The 503-nt window shown below is 65.2% G+C and carries 1 protein-coding gene; it reads left to right on the forward strand.

Going from position 1 to position 503, the window contains the following annotated elements; genetic code table 11:
• On the forward strand, positions 1–503 hold a 503-nt coding region (locus tag AC1DBD_RS17750; protein WP_476982708.1), incomplete at both ends, for a class I adenylate-forming enzyme family protein.

Here is a 503-nt window from a genome sequence, read left to right on the forward strand (position 1 = left end):
CAATGCACCTGGCTGACCGCTGTGCCGCCGATGATCGCGATGATGCTGCGCGAGCATGAATTGCTGGCCCGCACCGATCTGAGCAGCGTGCGGGCAGTACGCATGGGATCTGCGCCGGTCAGTCCCGCGCTGAAGGCACAGATTCATCAGTTGCTGCCCAATGCGCGCGTCATCAACGCCTATGGCACCACCGAGGGCGGCCCCGTGGTCTTCGGCCCACATCCCGATGGGCTGCCTACGCCAGCGCAATCAGTCGGCTATCCGCATCCCGCCGTGGCGATGCGGCTCATCGACGAGCGGGGTCAGGCGGCCGATGAAGGCGTGCTGGAGTTGCGTAGCCCCGGGCTGATGCTTGGCTACCACCAGCGTGCGGAATTGCGGCCCTTCACCGATGACGGCTATTACATCACCGGCGACGTGTTCCGCCGCGATGCCGATGGCTTCTACACCTTCGTGGGCCGGCGCGACGACATGTTCGTCAGCGGCGGCGAGAACCTTTACCC

This window comes from Arthrobacter sp. 10T419 (genome assembly GCF_056394105.1).